Origin of the sequence: Pseudomonas sp. EL_65y_Pfl2_R95 (assembly GCF_963971045.1) — a bacterium.
Taxonomy (GTDB): Bacteria; Pseudomonadota; Gammaproteobacteria; order Pseudomonadales; family Pseudomonadaceae; genus Aquipseudomonas.
Genome location: NZ_CAXAOV010000002.1, coordinates 67437 through 84001, shown reverse-complemented (window position 1 = coordinate 84001; position 16565 = coordinate 67437). Strand labels below are relative to the sequence as shown.

13 protein-coding genes and 1 pseudogene are annotated in these 16565 nt (G+C 55.2%); 10 read left to right on the top strand and 4 right to left on the bottom strand.

Annotated elements, in window-relative coordinates:
* Nucleotides 1-223 precede the first annotated feature (223 nt).
* From AACY09_RS08135 to AACY09_RS08115, 5 genes are all read left to right on the top strand, one after another.
* Nucleotides 224-904 carry a phosphatase domain-containing protein gene (locus AACY09_RS08135; RefSeq protein ID WP_339487196.1) on the top strand — a complete coding sequence of 227 codons (681 nt, stop codon included), beginning with the start codon at nucleotides 224-226 and terminating at the stop codon, nucleotides 902-904.
* Nucleotides 905-1291: 387 nt separating this feature from the next.
* Nucleotides 1292-1744: a (2Fe-2S)-binding protein gene (locus AACY09_RS08130; RefSeq protein WP_339487195.1), complete on the top strand. Its 453-nt coding sequence runs from the start codon at nucleotides 1292-1294 to the stop codon at nucleotides 1742-1744.
* A 14-nt stretch (nucleotides 1745-1758) separates the two neighbouring features.
* Nucleotides 1759-3942 (top strand): xanthine dehydrogenase family protein molybdopterin-binding subunit, encoded by a 2184-nt coding sequence (locus AACY09_RS08125; protein ID WP_339487194.1) that lies wholly within the window; start codon nucleotides 1759-1761, stop codon nucleotides 3940-3942.
* Between the two features lie 10 nt (nucleotides 3943-3952).
* Nucleotides 3953-5194, top strand: a complete 1242-nt coding sequence (locus tag AACY09_RS08120) for a c-type cytochrome (protein ID WP_339487192.1) — start codon at nucleotides 3953-3955, stop codon at nucleotides 5192-5194.
* Nucleotides 5195-5357: 163 nt separating this feature from the next.
* A complete protein-coding gene (locus AACY09_RS08115; RefSeq protein ID WP_339487190.1) occupies nucleotides 5358-6857 on the top strand; it encodes a flavin-containing monooxygenase in 1500 nt (499 codons plus the stop codon).
* 36 nt (nucleotides 6858-6893) lie between these two features.
* Here the strand turns inward: AACY09_RS08115 and AACY09_RS08110 are convergent, their stop codons facing one another.
* The gene (locus tag AACY09_RS08110) at nucleotides 6894-7448 is read right to left on the bottom strand and encodes a UPF0149 family protein (RefSeq protein WP_339487189.1); all 555 of its coding nucleotides are present in this window, start codon (nucleotides 7446-7448) and stop codon (nucleotides 6894-6896) included.
* A 377-nt stretch (nucleotides 7449-7825) separates the two neighbouring features.
* Between AACY09_RS08110 and AACY09_RS08105 the strand changes: the two genes are divergently transcribed.
* Nucleotides 7826-8494 (top strand): TIGR04211 family SH3 domain-containing protein, encoded by a 669-nt coding sequence (locus AACY09_RS08105; protein ID WP_339487187.1) that lies wholly within the window; start codon nucleotides 7826-7828, stop codon nucleotides 8492-8494.
* Between the two features lie 97 nt (nucleotides 8495-8591).
* Here the strand turns inward: AACY09_RS08105 and AACY09_RS08100 are convergent, their stop codons facing one another.
* Together AACY09_RS08100 and norR are read right to left on the bottom strand one after the other, a co-directional pair.
* The gene (locus AACY09_RS08100; protein ID WP_339487185.1) at nucleotides 8592-9050 is read right to left on the bottom strand and encodes a nuclear transport factor 2 family protein; all 459 of its coding nucleotides are present in this window, start codon (nucleotides 9048-9050) and stop codon (nucleotides 8592-8594) included.
* Nucleotides 9051-9097: 47 nt separating this feature from the next.
* Nucleotides 9098-10651 carry a nitric oxide reductase transcriptional regulator NorR gene (gene norR, locus AACY09_RS08095; RefSeq protein ID WP_339487852.1) on the bottom strand — a complete coding sequence of 518 codons (1554 nt, stop codon included), beginning with the start codon at nucleotides 10649-10651 and terminating at the stop codon, nucleotides 9098-9100.
* 181 nt (nucleotides 10652-10832) lie between these two features.
* Between norR and hmpA the strand changes: the two genes are divergently transcribed.
* On the top strand, nucleotides 10833-12011 hold the full coding sequence (gene hmpA, locus AACY09_RS08090) for an NO-inducible flavohemoprotein (RefSeq protein ID WP_339487184.1): 1179 nt from the start codon (nucleotides 10833-10835) through the stop codon (nucleotides 12009-12011).
* A gap of 81 nt (nucleotides 12012-12092) precedes the next feature.
* Nucleotides 12093-13157 carry an NAD(P)H-dependent flavin oxidoreductase gene (locus tag AACY09_RS08085; RefSeq protein ID WP_339487183.1) on the top strand — a complete coding sequence of 355 codons (1065 nt, stop codon included), beginning with the start codon at nucleotides 12093-12095 and terminating at the stop codon, nucleotides 13155-13157.
* Nucleotides 13158-13253: 96 nt separating this feature from the next.
* Here AACY09_RS08085 and AACY09_RS08080 read toward each other — a convergent pair.
* Nucleotides 13254-13400 (bottom strand): annotated as a pseudogene (locus tag AACY09_RS08080) (TolC family protein); the annotation flags it as partial.
* A 322-nt stretch (nucleotides 13401-13722) separates the two neighbouring features.
* Here AACY09_RS08080 and AACY09_RS08075 point away from each other — a divergent pair.
* On the top strand, nucleotides 13723-15750 hold the full coding sequence (locus tag AACY09_RS08075; protein ID WP_339487182.1) for a mechanosensitive ion channel family protein: 2028 nt from the start codon (nucleotides 13723-13725) through the stop codon (nucleotides 15748-15750).
* Nucleotides 15668-16135: a mechanosensitive ion channel family protein gene (locus AACY09_RS08070; RefSeq protein ID WP_339487181.1), complete on the top strand. Its 468-nt coding sequence runs from the start codon at nucleotides 15668-15670 to the stop codon at nucleotides 16133-16135. The genes AACY09_RS08075 and AACY09_RS08070 overlap by 83 nt, the downstream gene beginning before the upstream one ends.
* Nucleotides 16136-16565: the final 430 nt, after the last annotated feature.

Below are 16565 nucleotides of genomic sequence, written 5' to 3'. Positions count from 1 at the left end.
CTGGCGCGGCGGCTGTGTTCTTCAGAGGCTCCTTGTGTGGCGGTGATCTTTAATGCTCAGGCTAATGAGCGCAGTGCATGTCTTCTACTGTCTATTGGTATATGTCATTAGCCTAGACTGTGTTTGTGGCTGAAGGTTACGTCTGGCGATTTCTTCACATCCATTTCATGCGGTTTTCACATACAGGGGAATACCTTTGGGCGACTGATTACAGGAGTCGCTTGTGTTATTACCTCGCCGCAAAATCATTCTGGGTGTAGCTGCCATTGGTATAGCCGTTACGGCTTATGCCGGTATTGACCTGGGTTCGGTAAAGGCACTAAACACCAGCTCAATCAGCGCGCAGCATCAACAGCAATGGGCCGTGCCGGTGGACAAGGGGTTTAATCTCTATCAGATGTCACCCAATCTGTACCGCAGTGCACTGCCGGATAGCGATGATCTGGCGAGCCTGAAAGCTGCCAATGTCACGACTGTGGTGAGCTTTATCAAAGATGATGACAAACAATGGATCGGCAGCGCTCAGATGAGCACGGTGAGCATTCCCTTGCATGCTGATCGGGTTACCGATGCTGATGTCATTCGGGTGTTGCATGTGCTCGAAGAAGGGCAAAAACACGGTTCAGTGCTGATGCATTGCAAGCATGGTCGTGACCGCACCGGCTTGATGGCGGCGATGTATCGCATGGTGATCCAGGGCTGGAGCAAGCCTGAGGCCATCAATGAAATGCGCAGGGGTGGCTACGGTGATCCGCAGCAAATGGAAGATGCGCTGGCGTATGTTGAGCAAGCTGACCCGGTGAAGATTCGTGCCGCCTATGAGGCTGGCGAGTGCAGCACAACCATGCTCTCGACCTGCTATGCCAAGCGTTGGGTACAAAATCTGTTGGCGGTTAATTTATAGCCGCTTGCTGATGCCATTGTTGATGCTCATTTCTGGGTGCGGGCACGCTGTTCTGTACCTCGTCGCGTGGCTCGTTTTGAGTAATGGGCAGCACCGCCCACATCGCTTTTGCCCTAAGTCTGGATTTCTACGTGAAATCAATAGACGACTGGTCTATTCTGTTCGTGCTTCTCTACGTTGTTTCCCTCTACTTTGATCGGTGACGCTGCCTTGCGCGGCGAGCCTATATTTTAGCGTACCTTAGTCACTGGCTTGAATTGGGTGGCGGACGGTGCTGCGCTGCTTTAAGTCTGTTTCTCAGCTGGGTTGAAGGGTTGAGAAAGGGCGTCTTTTTACTAGCCTGAGATGAACAGAGTCAGGCATTGGCTAATTTTATGTGAGGTCGCGATGCACACACTTTCGATCAATGGACATGAACAACAGGTTGATGTGCCCGGTGACATGCCACTGCTTTGGGTTTTGCGGGACGTGCTGGGGATGACTGGCACCAAGTTCGGTTGCGGCATTGCCCAATGTGGCGTCTGCACGGTGCATGTTGATGGCAACGCGGTACGTTCTTGTGTACTGCCGGTTAGCGCCGCTGAAGGGCACGTCATCACCACTATCGAGGGTGTGGGTGAAACCGAAATCGGCAAGAAAGTTCAGGCGTCCTGGCTTGAACATGAGGTGGTGCAGTGTGGTTATTGCCAGTCGGGCCAGGTGATGGCCGCAGTGGCTTTGCTGGAAAAGCAGCCTGGCGCCGATGACACGGCCATTGATGCGGCCATGGCTGGCAATCTTTGCCGCTGCGCAACCTACACCCGTATTCGCGCGGCCATCAAAAGCGTCAGTCAGGCTTAAGGAGAGATTTATTTATGGACAATCCAGGCTTTAAGTCATCCCGTCGACGCTTTTTGCAAGGCAGTACGCTGGCCATGGGCGGGCTGGTACTAAGCACGTGGTTACCGCCGCTGGTGGCGCGTAGTGCCGCTGCAGATGCTGTAGCCGGCGGCCGGCTTGGTGAGCAACAAGCCGGCGGTTACGGCGCTTATGTACGGGTTGGTCATGACGGTCGGGTAACCGTTATTTCGCCAAAGATCGAAATGGGCCAGGGCACCCACACCGGCATCGCCATGATGGTGGCTGAAGAACTCGAAGTCAGCCTTGATCAGGTTGATGTGGTGGATGCACCGCCTAACGCCGAACTTTATACCGACTCATTGCTGCAGTTTCAGGCAACCGGCGGCTCGACCTCAACGCGCAGCTCTTGGGAACCGTTACGCCAAGCCGGCGCGACGGCGCGAACCTTGTTGATTCAAGCTGCAGCCATAGGCTGGAAAGTAGCGCCAAGCCAATGCCATGCGGAAAACGCAGTGGTGCTTGGTCCCAATGGTTTGCGCGCAGGCTATGGCGAGTTGGTCGATGCGGCCAGTGCCTTGCCGATACCGACTGAGGTGGCCCTTAAAAAGCCCGAGCAGTTCAAGATTCTTGGCAAGCCATTGCAGCGCGTTGACACGCCGAACAAGGTCAATGGCAAGGCCAAGTTCACCATTGACCTCAGTATTCCAGGCATGCAGATCGCCTCGACCCTGACCTGTCCGGTGCTCGGTGGCACCTTGCGCAGCGTTGATGACAGCGCCGCACGTAAAGTGGTTGGCGTGCGCGATGTGATCAAGTTGGATAACGCAGTCGCGGTCATTGCCAGCAACTACTGGGCCTGTCAGCAGGGGCTCAATGCACTGAAAGTCGAGTGGGATTTGGGGGCAAACGCTTCGACTAGCTCGGCACAACTCGACAAAGCCCTGCAGGATGCCAGCAGCCGCGACGGCGTTATCGCCCATAAGTCTGGAGATATCGCGCAGAGCCTGAAGTCTTCGGCCAGCCAGTTCGAAGCGGTTTACGAGCAGCCGTTTTTGTCACATTCACCGCTTGAGCCCATGACCTGTGTAGCCCACGTTCGTCCTGATGGCTGCGATCTCTGGGTCGGCACACAGGTTCCGGTGTTTGCCCAGCAGACCGCTGCGCAAATCACCGGCTTGTCCCCTGAAAAAATTACCGTGCACAACCAGTTGATTGGCGGAGCCTTTGGCCGTCGTCTGGATTTTGACTTCATCACCCAGGCCGTCGCCATCGCCAAGCAGGTCAGCTACCCGATCAAGATGATCTGGAGCCGTGAAGAGGACATGACCCATGACATGTACCGTCCTCATTATGTTGACCGCTTGAATGCAGCCTTGGACGCCGACCACAACCTGCTGGGTTGGGAGCATCGTATTGCCGGTGCCTCTGTGCTGGCGCGTTACGCTGGCAGCCTGCCGGAAAACGGCGTTGATTCTGACGCAGTAGAAGTGGCGATTGAGCCGGTCTATGCCATGGATAACCTGCAGGTGCGTTATATCCGTGAAGAGCCGAAAACCATTCCAGTGTCTTGGTGGCGTGGCGTTGGCCCGCTGCGCAGTACCTATGCCCTTGAAAGCTTTATCGATGAGCTGGCGCACAATGCCAACGCCGATCCGGTGGCATACCGTCTCAAGCTGATGCACGACCAGCCTCGCGCGCAAGCGGTGCTGAAATCCCTGGCTGAAAAGGCTGACTGGAAAACCGCACTACCTGCGGGCCAAGGCCGTGGCGTTGCTGTGGGTCATGTATTCGGTAGCTTTGTCGCGACCCTTGTCGAGTTGCAAATGGAGGGCGAGAAGGGCGTGCGTATCAAGCGACTGATCAGTGTGGTCGATTGTGGGTTTGCGACTAACCCAACCTCGGTAATAGCGCAGATGGAAGGTGGCACGTTGTTTGGGCTGTCGGCTGCCTTTTTCAACGAAATATTGATTGAACAAGGTCAGGTTCAACAAACTAACTTCCATAATTATCGACAGTTACGGATCAGTGAAGCACCTGGGGTCGAAGTGCATCTGCTGCCAAGCCTCGAAGCGCCGGGCGGCGTCGGCGAGGCAGGTACCGCGATTATTGCCCCGGCGTTGGTCAACGCACTGCATGCCGCGTCTGGTAAGCGTTTGCGTCGTTTACCCTTGACCCGCGCTGGTTACTTCATTGTTTAGGGATGAATTCATGAAATATTTGAAAAACACCCTGGTGCTTCTAGGTCTATTCGCTATAGCCGGTAGCGCTGCGGCCGCTGCAGTCACCCATGCTGACCCGGCGCTAGTGAAAAAGGGCGCGTACCTGGCCAAGGCGGCGGATTGCGTTGCCTGTCACACCACCGAAAAGGGCAAGCCGTTTGCTGGCGGCGTCGAATTTGAGCTGCCATTTGGTTCGCTGTTTTCGCCCAATATCACCGCAGATGTCGATACCGGGATTGGTGCCTGGACCGATGATGACTTCGTCAGTGCCATGCAAGAAGGTGTAGGACGGGACGGTAAGCACTATTACCCGGCATTCCCGTACACCTCCTACACCTTGATGCCGAAAGATGAAATATTGGCGATCAAGGCTTACTTGTTTAGTTTGCCTGCGGTCAAACAAGCGCCGATTGAAAATAGCCTGTCCTTCCCGTTCAATCAGCGCTGGGGCATGTTCTTCTGGAATGCGCTATTCCTTGATAACCAGCGTTACGAGCCAGACAGCAAGCAATCTGCTGAGTGGAATCGCGGTGCTTATCTGGTTCAAGGGCCCGGCCACTGTGGTGAGTGCCACACGCCGCGCACGATGTTCCAGTCACTCGATGCGGATCAGCAATTGGCTGGGGCGCCGATTCAGGGTTGGCAGGCCTACAACATCAGCTCTGATCCGCTGCACGGAATTGGCGCCTGGTCGATTGAAAACCTCACGCACTACATGGCCACGGGCTACGCCTCTGGTTACGGGTTTGCCGGCGGGCCAATGGCTGCAGTGGTCAAACACAGCTTGAGCCAGCTCACCGGCGAAGACCAAAAAGCGATTGCGGTTTACCTGAAGAGCACACCGGCGAAAAGCACCGGTGTTGCTCGCGCGGTGACCGATGACTTGAGTGTCAGGGCCGTGGTTGCCAAGGATCTTGGCAGCAAGATTTTCGCTGACGCCTGCGCTGCATGCCACCGCTGGGACGGCGAGGGCAATCAGAGCCCGGCCGCTAAGTTGGCGGGGCTGAAAACCGTTAATGATCCTACCGGGGCCAATTTGCTCGGGGTCTTGCTCAACGGCCACATGACAGCAGGTGCACCGGTTGATCGGCGCATGCCAAACTTTGCCAAAGGTTACAATGATCAGGAACTCGCTGCGGTCAGCAGCTTCGTGCTTAAACACTTTGGTCAGAGTGGCGCCGTGGTTACCCCTGAAGCCGTCGCCGAACGGCGCAAGGTTAAAAGTCACTAACCGCAGACTCGGTATTTCGGCCAACAATTGAAACGCCAGGCTTCTATCCCAGAAGCCTGGCGTTTTTTTGCCTTGATAAGGGTATTTATCAAAGACTAAAACCAAGCAGCTGCTTGGTGCTATTGTTTGGGTTCTTCAAGGGTTCAGCGAGAGAACAAAAATAATGGCTCATGAACATCATTGTGTCGTGATTATTGGTGCAGGTTTATCAGGCATTGGCATGGCCTGCCATCTGGCCCGAGATTGCCCGGAATATGGTTTCAGTATTCTCGAGCGGGGCGACAACATTGGCGGCACCTGGGATCTTTTCCGCTATCCAGGCATTCGCTCCGACTCGGATATGTTCAGCTTCGGTTATCAGTTCCGCCCATGGAATGCACTGAAAGTGCTGGCCGATGGGCCGTCAATTCGTCAGTACATCAGTGAAACCGCTGAGGAATATGGAATTTCGCAGCATATCCAGTTTGGTTGTGACGTGATTGCGGCTGACTGGTCGAGCACTGAACAGCGCTGGCGGTTAACGGTGCAAGCCAAGGCCGGCGGTCCGAGCCGCACCATAACCTGCGACTTCTTGATTTCGTGCACCGGTTATTACAACCATCGCAGCGGCTATTTGCCGGATTTTGCAGGGATCGAGCAGTTCAACGGCCAGTGTATTCATCCGCAGCATTGGCCAGATAATCTCGACTATGCCGGTAAGTCGGTGGTGGTGATCGGCAGTGGTGCAACCGCCGTTACCCTGGTTCCGGCGATGGCTGAAAGCACTGCGCATATCACGCTGTTACAGCGTTCGCCCGCCTATATATTTTCGGTGCCGGGCCGGGACCAACTTAGTGCTTTGCTGCAGCGTTTTCTCCCCGAATCCTGGGTCTACAAAATGGCCCGTAAGCGCAATATCGCCGTGCAACGCTGGATGTTCAAGGCAGCCAAACGCTGGCCAAACAAAGTCCGCAGTCTATTGCTCAAAGGGGTGCGTAAGCAGCTGCCGGATGGCTTCGATATGAGCCACTTCAGCCCGCGCTATAACCCGTGGGATGAGCGTTTGTGTGCGGTGCCAGATGGCGACTTATTCAAGGCAATCAGCAGTGGCAAAGCGTCGATAGTGACGGATCAAATAGAGACCTTCACCGAGCACGGTATTCGCCTCACGTCGGGCAAGCAACTCAATGCCGACATCATCATTACCGCAACGGGGCTGCAGGTACAGGTGCTAGGCGGCTTGGCCTTAAGCATTGACGGCAAGCCTTGCGTGGTCAATCAACAGCTCACCTACAAGGGCGTGATGATGGAGGGCGTGCCGAATATGGGTTGGATATTCGGTTATACCAATGCCTCCTGGACACTCAAGGCGGATATCGCGGCCCGTTACTTTTGCCGTCTGCTCAAGCATATGGCTGAACAACAACATAAAACAGCGGTCGCCCACGATGCTGAAGGTTGCGCAGTGGAGGAGTCGATTATGGGCGCTCTGCAGTCGGGGTATGTGCAGCGCGCCAATGAAGTGCTGCCGCGCCAAGGCTCGAAGCTGCCCTGGCGATTACTCAACGACTACGCTCGGGACGCCCGTATGTTGCTTGATGAGCCAATAGCAGATCCTTACTTACAGTTTGGACCGGCCAGCTCCGTCCGATCCTCGGTAACGGCTGAGGCGCAAGTCAATTGAGGTAACAGCGAATGTCGGACTTGGCGCAGCGATTGCTCAGCGTTGGGCAACCCAGTAATTGTGAATCGCCAAGGCTGCCGGTTCAATTGCCGCCACATTCTGCTGATGCAAGGCCGTATCGAGATCAGCCGGCAGCTCGAAATTGTCTTGTTCAGCACAAAGGCTGATGACTTGGAACTTGGCGGTCAGCGGCGCAGGCAGGTCTGGCCAGTTACCCAGCGAAACGCCACGCAGGTAGCCAAAACACCATTCTTCAGCCAGCGTCAGCGGCTGGCCTTGATGCTCGGTTTGCTCAAAGCGCGGGGAAAATGCTTCTGGGTTCGCTATCAGTTGACTGGCCAGGGTATTCATGTGGCGAACGCATAATTGGATAAATTGTTTAGCTTCATCAGGACTGCTCCAATTCGGGGTTTGCCCGCCCCAGATTGCCGGAAACCAATCATTGATATCGACTTGTGCAGGCCCTGAAACCAACGCAGTGAAATAGCCATCCAACTCGGAGCAGTTGAGTACGCAATTATCATCACCGTATTGGAGCAGGGCACCTTCGAGAAAATCGAAGTCGGCAGCGTTGAGCGGTTGATCTTGCATCGCAATCTTCCTTCCATAAGCGGTCACTGCAGCTATGGCTGCGTGAAAATAGGCGCCTAGGATGGCGTTGTTAACGGGTTTTGGCCAGCCTCTACGGGCTGGAAATCAGGCTTTTTTCAAGCTTAAGAGTCTGGGTTTAAACGTCGATGAGACGGGCTTTGGCAAATCACTTACACCATCTATCCCCTCGCAGTGAACTCATCCCATTGAGCTGCTGTCTGTGTTTTGTCGGCCCGCCGGGTGGATGTTGGGGGGCAAGGCACCGTTTGGCCGCTCATATCATCACCAGCGCGTATTTCTGCACATTACTTGGCCGATCTTTTTTGCGTGCCCGTTTGCCGGGCTTCTTTTGAATGCCATGTGAAGATATTGCCCCCATGTCCCTATTTAGCCATTCCCGCGTTCGTATTTTTCCAACCAAGCGCAATGCGCTCAGCGCCTGTGTGCTCGGTGGTTTGCTGGTAGCGGGCGCACCCGTGCAGGCCGAAGAGGCTGCTTCCAACGCGCGCTGGGTCAGCGATAGCTTGAACACCTATGTACGCAGCGGGCCTACAGACGGTTACCGTATTGTTGGCACCCTCGCGTCCGGGCAGAAACTTGAACTACTGAAAACCCAGGGCGACTACAGCCAGGTACGCAGTGAAAATGGCGACAGCGTGTGGATTCCAACTCGCGACCTGCAAGATGTGCCGGGCCAAGCTCAACGCCTGCCGCAACTGGAACAAAAGGCTGCAGAGTTGACGTCTGAGTTGGCGGGTATTGATGACACCTGGAAGAGCCGTGTTCAGGGCATGCAGGAAACCATGGATGCGCGAAAAAAATTGATCGATGAACTACAAACTGCGCGCACCACCCAGGACACCGCCTTGAGCCAAGCCCGCTCAGAGCTGCGTGAGGCAAAGGCGCAACTGGGTAATGAGCAACAGCAGGTGCTGATGCGCTATATGGTGTACGGCGGCGGTATCGCCGGTGCCGGTTTGTTTGCGGGTCTGGTTTTGCCCTCTTTGCTGCGTGTTCGGCGCAAGCGTAATGATCAGTGGTTTTAAGCTGGTTCATTGATAACGGTGGATGAAAAAGGCATTGTTGCACCCTGCCAGACGTAGGGTGCAACAACGCGCAGCTTGTACACCCGAAGAACCGCTACTATTTACGTGAACCGCCATGCAGCTCGCGGTTTCCCCAACTGCGCAATGCTCGCTGGGTAATGCTGGCGATCTTTAATTGTCCGTCCACGTCCTGAAAGACAAATTCATACGCCCCGCATGAGTGATAGAAGTCATCAGCGGCTTCGCTTACTTGATCGGCGAATCGCAGAATCAAGTAATTGCACCGGGCGTTAATGCCCTCAGCGGTTTTCTCTAAGAGCAGGTTGGAAAAGCTGTGGTGCTTGTTCAAGCTGTCCACTGCATCTTTGCGGCGTTGCACGAAGTCTTGATTCGACATCAGGCTGGGTTGTTCACGCCCGGATGATGCGTAATCAATATGCACCTTCGCGGCTAAGCAGTCGGTCATTGCGGGCCAGTCACGTTGATCGAATGCCAGAAAGAAACGGCTTAGCCTGTCATTGATGGCCATAAATTCTGCTGGGCTTGGCATCGTCATCGGTGAATGCTCCTGGGTTATGTTTGCTGCAGTTGTTGGGGCCGTCATTATCTCAGGCCCAAGCGTTTGGCGAGCCGATTAAGGTTGGCGCGATCAATGCCAAGCTCGCGCGCCACCTCGGACCATTTGCCGTGGTGGCGGGTAAGGGCTTCGCTGATTAAGCTGCTTTGGTAGATATCGATCGATTCCTTGAGGTCGTGTCCACGTGCCGTTGAGCTGTTGTTGTGAGCAAAGGGAGGCGCGCTGCTTTGAGGTTGGGCATCGAGTCCCAGGGCAGTCAGCTCTATGGTTAATACCCGCGGGCGTTCGGGTCTGGCCTGTATGGCCTTGAGGGCGGCGCGGCTGATCAAATGTTCGAGTTCACGCACATTACCGGGCCAGGTATAGGCGAGTAATGCACCTTGGCTATCACTGCTTAAGCGCAAACTGCGTAAGCCGAGGCGTGCGCGATTCTGTTCGAGAAAGTAGCCTGCAAGCAGCAAGATATCGCGGCCGCGCTCGCGCAGCGCGGGTACATGCAGTGGGTACACACTGAGACGGTGGTAGAGGTCAGCGCGAAAACGTCCGCAGCGAACTTCTTCTGCAAGGTCGCGATTGGTGGCGGTGATGAGGCGCACATCAACGTGATGCTCGCGATCAGAACCGACGCGTTGCAACTGGCCACTCTGGAGCACGCGCAGTAGCTTGGCCTGCATGGCGAGCGGCAACTCACCGACTTCATCAAGAAATAATGTGCCGCCATCGGCTAACTCGAACTTGCCGCTGCGTTCATTCATTGCGCCCGAAAATGCGCCTTTGACGTGGCCAAACAATTCACTTTCGGCGAGGGTTTCTGGCAGCGCCGCGCAGTTAAGGCTGATCAGCGGTTTGCTGGCGCGGGGCGAGTGTTTGTGAATGGTTTCGGCGACGAGCTCTTTACCGACCCCGGTTTCGCCGGTGATCAACACGCTTAAGGGGCTGTTGGCGACAACCTCGATTTCTTTTTGCAGCTGACGGTGGCTGTGGCTTTGGCCGATCAGTTCGTGGTTGTGATTACCGCCTGCCGCACGCTTGTAAATCTCGGCCAGCTGGCGTTGATCTTCGGCGTTACGCGCGAGCAGATTGATGCGTTCGCTGGCCATCACTGTGGCTGCCGCGAGGCTGGCGAAGGCTTCTAGGTTGCTAAGGTCAACCGTGCCAAAACGCGCTGGGTCGAGCGAGTCCAGTGTAATCAGCCCCCAGATCTGGTCCTGCACGTAGAGCGCGCAGCCCAAACAATCATGAACCTCAAGGTGTCCGCCGTGGTTTTCCACCAAGCCGTCATAGGGGTCGGGGAGTTCACAATCAGTGGCAAACCGCAGTGGGCCACTGTTCTCAAGTAACGCCTTTAGACGGGGGTGCTCATCCACCCTAAAGCGCCGCCCCAATGTATCCGTACTCAGACCATTGACCGCTAAAGGGATCAATACCTGGTCTTCCAGCTTGAGCAGTGCCACTGCATCGCAGGGCAAAAGCTCACGTAATGCCAGCAGCAGACGCCGGTAGCGCTCATCGTCTGAAAGCTCCCGTGACAGGTCGGCAATCAGGGGAATCAGCGCCAATAACAGCGGATTTGTCAAAATGACTCCATTTGGTCTTTATGACTACAGTATAAGTGAGTCATAAAGACTACTTATATTTCAAGATACTGATTTTATTGAATAAATATTCTGGCATGAAAAGTGATTGGTTAACGGTAGTTGAACCTTATCACGCGGCTTCAACGCCGACCACTTTGTATACTTTACTCAAGGAAATGCCAGAATGACGCCAGAACAGCGCGCAATCGTTAAATCGACAGTGCCCTTGCTTGAAACCGGTGGAGAGGCGCTTACCCGGCATTTCTACGCATTGATGTTTACCGAGTATCCGCAGGTGCGATCTTTGTTCAATCAAACGCATCAGGCCAGCGGGGAGCAGCAGCGTGCGCTGGCCAATGGTGTATTGATGTACGCCAAGCACATCGATCGTCTTGAGGCGCTGGGCCCATTGGTTGGCCAGATTGTCAGCAAGCATGTGTCATTGAATATCTTGCCGGAGCATTACCCAATCGTCGGCACTTGCCTATTGCAGGCGATCCGCGAAGTCTTGGGTGCAGAGGTGGCGACTGATCAAGTGATTGAAGCGTGGGCGCAAGCCTATGGCCAACTGGCCGAAATTTTGATTAACGCCGAAGAAAGTGCCTACAGCCACAATGAACAAGCGGCTGGTGGCTGGCGTGGACGCCGCAGCTTTAAGGTGGCGCGCAGGGTTGTGGAGAGCGATGAAATAACCTCGTTTTACCTGGAGCCGGCCGATGGCGGTGCGGTGTTGGCTCATCAGCCCGGTCAATACATCTGCATGGTGTTGAACATTGATGGCGAAGAGGTACGGCGTAATTATTCGTTGTCAGCCTTGAGCAATGGCCAGACGTATCGCATCAGCGTCAAGCGCGAGCCACAGGGCAAGGTGTCTAATCATTTGCACGACCATGTGCATGAAGGCGATGAGATCGAACTGTTTGCACCGGCTGGTGAGTTCGTTTTGCGTGAGTCGCAAAAGCCACTCGCACTGATTACCGCAGGCGTGGGCATTACCCCGGCATTGGCGATGCTCGATGCGGCAAAAGCCAGTGGCAGGCCGATTCACTTTATTCACTGTGCGCGTAACGGTGCAGTGCACGCGTTCAAAGACTGGATCGACAGCCAGGTCGCTGCCCATCCTCAGTTGCAACGGTTCTTCTGTTACAGCGAGCCCGCTGCAGAGGATGAGAGTGATGCCAAGGGCTATCTCAGTCTGGAGCAATTGGCCCAGTGGCTGCCAGAGAATGTGGACTTGGATGCCTACTTTTTAGGACCAAAACCCTTTATGGCCCAAGTCAAAAAGCACCTGAGCGATATGGGCGTGCCAAACGATCAATGCCATTATGAGTTTTTTGGTCCGGCCAGCGCGCTTGAAGCCTGACGCTTAGCGCTGATCGCACACCACGCTTGAGGGCGCCAGTGCCCGGGCACTGGCATCTGCATTAAATTCATAGGGGGCACAATGACAACACTGACCCAACGATTAGGTATCGATCATCCGATCATTCAGGCGCCCATGGCGGGCACCTCAACGGCACAGCTGGCCGCGCAGGTCAGTAACGCAGGGGGATTGGGATCAATCGCGATTGCCGCCGTTGATGCCAGCACCGGGCAAAGGATGATTGCTGAGACCCGCGCACTGACATCGCGGCCATTCAATGTGAATGTTTTCTGTCACCAGCCGAGCCCGGCAAACGCAGGGGTTGAGCAGGCGTGGATCAAGCATTTAACCCCTTATTTTGCTGAGTTTGGTGCGGCAGCGCCGACGGCGTTGAAGGATATATACAGCAGCTTTTGCAGCAACGATGAACAGCTTCAGGTGCTGTTGGCTGAGCGGCCGGCGGTGGTGAGTTTTCACTTGGGGTTACCGCCGCAATCACGCATTGATGCGCTGAAAGCCGCGGGCATTACCTTGTTTGCCTCGGCCACAACCCTTGAAGAAGGTCTGTTGGTGCAAGAAGCGGGTATCGATGTGGTGGTCGCCCAAGGTATCGAAGCCGGCGGCCATCGTGGGGTGTTTAATCCAGAGCAGGATCAAGCGATCGGCACCACGGCGTTAGTACGTTTGCTGGCGACGCACACCCGACTGCCGGTGGTTGCGGCAGGCGGGATCATGGATGGTGCCGGTATCGCCTCAGTCATGGCACTGGGCGCCAGTGCGGCGCAGTTGGGTACGGCTTTTGTGTTGTGTCCCGAGAGCGCGGCAAATGCTGGCTACAGAAGCATGCTCGGCAGTGATCGCGCCCAGTCCACGCAAGTCACTACCGTGATCTCGGGACGTCCTGCGCGGGGCATGGTTAACCGTTTTATGCGCGAGGTTGGCGCCGCTGGGCATCCAGCCGTGCCGGGGTTTGGTATCGGCTATGACGCAGGCAAACAGCTGATCGCCGCAGCTGCGGCGGCCGGTAACCTGGAGTTTGCCGCCTACTGGGCGGGGCAGGGCGCAGCACTGGCGCGGGCATTGCCGGCCGCTGAGTTGTTTGCGTTGCTGGTTAAGGAATATCAGTCGGTGCTCAAAGACGGTTGATGGTCTGAACCTTCACCGTCGGTCAGGGTGGCTGTCGTCGGGTGTGACAACGCGAACGTGGCCACCATGGATCAAGTGCGAAATTGCAGTGATTTACGCGTCGATTCGGCCAAAATCGAACAGCCGCCAGCGCAAACCCAGCACGCCGGCGGCCTGACTGGCACCATTGGACACCGATGTTGCGCTGCCGATCAGCCCGCCCAGGGAGAGCTTGGGGTCATACTCGGCGATGGCGATGGCGATGGCGATGGCGACGCGATTCGCGCGTTCGACGCAGCGAGTAAGGCTTACCGGTGAAACCTCAACCTCTGGGGGGGTTGAAGATTTTTGCGGCGTAGTCAGTCCAACCTAATTCAGATGTGGTGTGTTACCTATTGCAGTTTGATTAGTCGAATATAGCTAGCCGAGTATTATTAAACTGCGCAAAGGCATTTTTTACGCTAGCTTTCTCATGGAAACCTCACATTTTTAATTGATTACGACTCGAAAAAATAATTTCGAACCAAGGACGAATCGAGCGATGTTTGAGATAGGAGTTCATATTGTCCCTTGGGCAGTGCGCCTGTTGAAAGCCGCCGTTCTGCTGCCCTTAGTCGCTTTCGCCGATTCTGAGTCCTTACCAACAAGCCTGATGGTATCCAACACAGCGTCAACGAAAGCTAGCGCAATTGCGGTAGCAGATATTCTCGGTCGCGCAGACGAGGATCAACAGCGTGTGGACTGGGCAAAACGGCTGTTACTGGCGCCAGATCCTGTCGAGCAATTGAGTCGCAAGCTCAATGACATTGCCCCTCCGGCTCTCATCCAGCAACAGGCTGTGGGAAATGATGTCTTGCATGAGTTCTCCGCCATGCGCCTCGAAAGCCTAGCGCGGCACTGGAAGTTCAATGCTCGGCTCTTAGAGCGCTGGCAGGCTCAAGCCCGCGTTGCATTCGCCCCCTATTCAAACAGTGCCCTTGTCTTGGCTCAGCGCCGTGCGGTCTGGGCGGCTACTCGCACCGAAGGCCTGCAGGACAACCTGCCGTCTGTTCTTCTCACCCGCATCGATAACGTACTCACGGAGATTGATGCCGTGGAGCCAGCCCTCGATAATGCGCTAACTCGGCAATTTGAGCTGTTACATCGCGCGAGTGAGCTCAACGCGAATATCCAAGGCGGCGAAAATGCCGTGGCTGCTGCACTCGATGAATTAGATCGTAGGTTACTGCAAGTTGATGCGCCGCCCATATGGAAGGGGCTCGAACTCAATAATGGTAGTCACTCCGCATGGACCGACATCAGTGATCGTTTAGACATAGAGTCGCAATTTGCGGTTGATTACAACGCGGCCAGTACCCGCAATCAGCAGGCATTAAAGGTGGTGCAGTTTCTTTTACTGCCCCTGATTCTCTGGTTGGTCGTGCGAAGCCGACATTCGCCGACATTAATGGCTGAACCTAGGAAAGTCAGCGGTCCATTGCGTCGGCCTTTCTCCGCATGGTTGCTTCTGTCGGTGCTTGGAGTTCTGGTGTTGGAGCCCGATGTGCCGCTATTGTCGCAGGAGCTCGCTCTGTTGATAGCGCTGGTGCCATTGCTTCGATTGCTACCCGCTGCCACTTTCCGCGTGTTAGGTATCTGGCCGTATGTTGCCGTTGTGTTGTATGGATTTGATCGCCTCGGTGTTGCCATCGTGGGTGATAACGGCATTTACAGGTTGTATCTGTTGATCATCAACGGTCTAGCTTTTGGGCTCACGCTTTGGCTACTTCGCCGGACTACCAACGCCGTACCAGCCCCGCAAAATCACTTACAACGAGCCATTCGCCCGATCGGATGGTCCGCCTCCATCCTGTTGGCCGTGGCGTTTGTCGCTAATGTCTTTGGCAACGTTTCAGTGGCCGAGACGCTGACAAGTGGCGTTATTGATAGCGGCTACATGGCCTTGCTGCTCTATGCCAGCGTAGCTGTCTGCTCGGAGTTGTTCCGGGCCGTATTGGCGCAACCGGAGCTTGCCCAACGTTATTTTGTGCGCAAGTATCAAACAGGGTTGCAGTCGGGTTTTACGCGGCTATTGGTTTTTGGAGCATCGCTAAGCTGGATGCTGTACAGCATGGATCAGTTTCGGGTCCTGCGGCCGCTGCACAGTTTGACTGAGACGGTACTGGACTTCGGCATCGAAGTGGGCGAAGTATCCATTGATCTTGGTGACTTGCTAGTGTTCCTGCTGTCTGTATGGCTGTCGCTGTGGGTTGCTCGTGCGGTACGCCGTTTTCTTCGTGGTGAACTGCCGAACCATGCTCGATTACCGCGGGGAGTAGGCAATAGCATTGCGTCTTTAAGCTATTACGCCGTTTTGATGCTTGGCCTGCTGCTGGCGCTATCGGCGGCTGGCTTTAAGGTCAGTCAACTGGCGCTGGTCTTTGGCGCGTTAAGTGTTGGTATCGGATTCGGGCTGCAAAATGTGGTGAACAACTTCGTCTCGGGCTTGGTGCTTATGTTTGAGCGGCCAATCCAACCTGGCGACATAGTCGATGCAGCTGGCAGCTGGCAGCTCGGGGACGGTGCGCGAGATAGGCCTGCGTGCCACGACCATTCGCACATTCGACGGCGCTGACGTGGTAGTACCCAACGGACTTTTGCTCAGCGGCAACCTGACCAACTGGACGATGTTCGATCACAGTCGACGCATCGAAATTTCCGTAGGCGTTGCCTATGGGTCAGATCCCGCGAAGGTCATGGCCGTGCTGAGTGCGGCTGTGCGTGGGACGCCGGGTGTTGCTGAGCTGCCTGAGACTACGGTAGTCATGACCGGTTATGGGGATAGCGCACTGAATTTTTCAGTTCGAGCATGGACGCGAGATATCAGTACTTGGGTGGGGCTGCGAGGCGAGATATTAACGCGGATGCTTCTCGCTTTAGAGCAAGAGGGGATCTCGATACCGTATCACCAAGTCGATGTGAACCTGCACACCGCAACAGAGTTGCGCTCACCTCGATGATGGCGAGGACATAGTGAATTCTCCCTGAGGCTTTACATGTCCGATAACAGTTTTAGGCCGCTTAGCAACAGTTACTAACGCGAGTCCATCATTATCCTTCCACATATGGAGGATAAGCCATGAATCCCACGACGCATTGCAAATGGCGGAGCAGACTGAGGTCTAACCATGCGTAGCGGCGGTCGAAGCTAGGCCGTCGCTTCCGGCCAATTGCGGTCACTGAGCGTATAGAAAATCCTAGGCGATACACCGTCTGAGTCACAGGCAGACTCTACATCCGCACTTATGCGTACCGGTTGTATTTGTCTGTGATGCTCGCTGTGATTTCGCGACAGATAAGCGGTTGGTCAATCAAACCGCAAATAACCCTAGACCTTGCTATTGGTGTATTGCTGAGTGCACTTTGGCTTCGCAAGCCAAAAGAGCCATC

Bases quoted from the DNA above. Each gene is read 5' to 3' on its own strand.
- AACY09_RS08115 (WP_339487190.1), top strand. From the start codon at position 5,358: ATGGCTCATGAACATCATTGTGTCGTGATTATTGGTGCAGGTTTATCA.
- AACY09_RS08110 (WP_339487189.1), bottom strand. From the start codon at position 7,448: ATGCAAGATCAACCGCTCAACGCTGCCGACTTCGATTTTCTCGAAGGT.
- AACY09_RS08085 (WP_339487183.1), top strand. From the start codon at position 12,093: ATGACAACACTGACCCAACGATTAGGTATCGATCATCCGATCATTCAG.
- AACY09_RS08130 (WP_339487195.1), top strand. From the start codon at position 1,292: ATGCACACACTTTCGATCAATGGACATGAACAACAGGTTGATGTGCCC.
- AACY09_RS08100 (WP_339487185.1), bottom strand. From the start codon at position 9,050: ATGACGATGCCAAGCCCAGCAGAATTTATGGCCATCAATGACAGGCTA.
- AACY09_RS08120 (WP_339487192.1), top strand. From the start codon at position 3,953: ATGAAATATTTGAAAAACACCCTGGTGCTTCTAGGTCTATTCGCTATA.
- AACY09_RS08125 (WP_339487194.1), top strand. From the start codon at position 1,759: ATGGACAATCCAGGCTTTAAGTCATCCCGTCGACGCTTTTTGCAAGGC.
- AACY09_RS08105 (WP_339487187.1), top strand. From the start codon at position 7,826: ATGTCCCTATTTAGCCATTCCCGCGTTCGTATTTTTCCAACCAAGCGC.
- hmpA (WP_339487184.1), top strand. From the start codon at position 10,833: ATGACGCCAGAACAGCGCGCAATCGTTAAATCGACAGTGCCCTTGCTT.
- AACY09_RS08070 (WP_339487181.1), top strand. From the start codon at position 15,668: ATGCAGCTGGCAGCTGGCAGCTCGGGGACGGTGCGCGAGATAGGCCTG.